Source organism: Mitsuaria sp. TWR114, from assembly GCF_007997345.1.
The window spans coordinates 1-1,473 of record NZ_VOSR01000438.1; the positions used below are offsets into that span (position 1 = coordinate 1).

A 1,473-nucleotide genomic window follows, 5' to 3' on the forward strand; every position below is an offset into this window, starting at 1 on the left:
CGCTCGCGCAGCTCGGCCAGGTTGGGCTTGATCAGCCAGGCGCCGCGATAGGCCTCCAGGTCCTTGCGCTTGGGGTCGACCAGCACCCGGCAGGGCAGGTCCTGGCAGCGCTCGATCAGCGTCCGCACCTGGCGCAGCGCGCCCTTGGCGTAGTCGGACACCAGGATCCAGCGGTGGCGCGCGGCCAGCTCGCCCGCCAGCGTCGTGAGCTCGTCGACGCTGGCGGCGGGCGGCTCGGACTCGACGTCCATGCGCAGCAGCTGCTGCCGCTGGCTGACCATGCGGATCTTCTGGATGGTGTCGATCGCCGGCCCGCGGACGAAGCGCTGCGTGATGCCGGGCTGGTCCAGCAGCGCGACCAGGCAGGCGCCGGCGGTGTCGGTGCCCACCAGGCCGCTGACGGTGCAGGGGCACCGCAACCGCGCCAGGTTGAGCGCGACGTTGGCGGCGCCGCCGGCCCGCTGCGACTGGCGATGCAGGCGCAGGATGGGCACCGGCGCCTCGGGCGAGATGCGATGCACCGCGCCCTCGAGGTACACGTCCAGCATGCAGTCGCCGACGATCAGCACCTCCGGCGGCGCCAGTTCGGGGAGCGTGGTCGCGGTCATGGCGCCGGGGCCCGCAGGTGTTCGATCAACTGGGTGCTCGAATGGCCGCGCAGGTAGGGCCCGATCGAGACCCGGCCGCCCCAGCTGCGCACCAGCGGCGTCTCCGGCAGTTCCTCGACGCGGTAGTCGCCGCCCTTGACGTAGACATCGGGCCGCAGCGCCTCGAGCAGCGCCTGCGGCGTGGGCTCGTCGAACCAGGTGACCCAGGACACGCAGGCCAGCGCGCCGACCACGCGCGCCCGGTCCTCCAGCGTGTGGTACGGCCGATCGCCGCGCTTGCCCAGGCCGCGCGCCGAGCGGTCGCTGTTGAGCGCGACCACCAGGCTGCTGCCCTGCGCGCTGGCCGCCTCCAGGCCGCGCACATGGCCGGCGTGCAGGATGTCGAAGACGCCGTTGGTGAACACCAGCGGGCGCGCCAGCCGCGCGGCCATCTCTCGCAGGCGCTCCGGCGGCACGCACTTGAGCGAGCTGTCCCACTTGTCGATCATGTCGGTCTCCCGGCTGGTGCCGCGCCGGTCGCGACCTCGTCCAGCACGTGGGCGGCCAGCGCCGCCCAGTTGTCGAAGACGGCCTCGGGCTCGCGCAGCGGCGAGCGCCGCCACACGGTCTCGCCGCCACTGTCGAAGAGCAGGCCGCGCGCGCCGGCCCGGCGGCCGGCCTCGACGTCGTCCAGCGTGTCGCCCACCATCCAGGAGCGCGTCAAGTCCAGCCCGTGCCGCCGCGCGGCGGTGATCAGCATGCCCGGCGCCGGCTTGCGGCACAGGCAGGCCGGCCGGCCCTGGGCATCGGGTTCGTGCGGGCAGAGCAGCACGTCGTCGACGCGCACGCCGGCCTCGTCGCGCAGGCGCCGCAGCAGCGCGACCGC

Annotated in this window: 3 protein-coding genes; all 3 read right to left on the bottom strand. The window is 74.3% G+C overall.

All coding sequences use genetic code 11. From position 1 onward, the window contains the following. The coding region (locus FUT87_RS15945) for a bifunctional heptose 7-phosphate kinase/heptose 1-phosphate adenyltransferase (protein WP_147241647.1) at nt 1-608 on the bottom strand (608 nt) is incomplete at its 3' end. After that, nucleotides 605-1,096 (bottom strand): adenylyltransferase/cytidyltransferase family protein, encoded by a 492-nt coding sequence (locus FUT87_RS15950; RefSeq protein WP_183491505.1) that lies wholly within the window; start codon nt 1,094-1,096, stop codon nt 605-607. The genes FUT87_RS15945 and FUT87_RS15950, both read right to left, overlap by 4 nt. Beyond that, nucleotides 1,093-1,473: HAD-IIIA family hydrolase (locus tag FUT87_RS15955; protein WP_147241648.1), on the bottom strand; the 381-nt coding region annotated here is incomplete at its 5' end. The genes FUT87_RS15950 and FUT87_RS15955, both read right to left, overlap by 4 nt.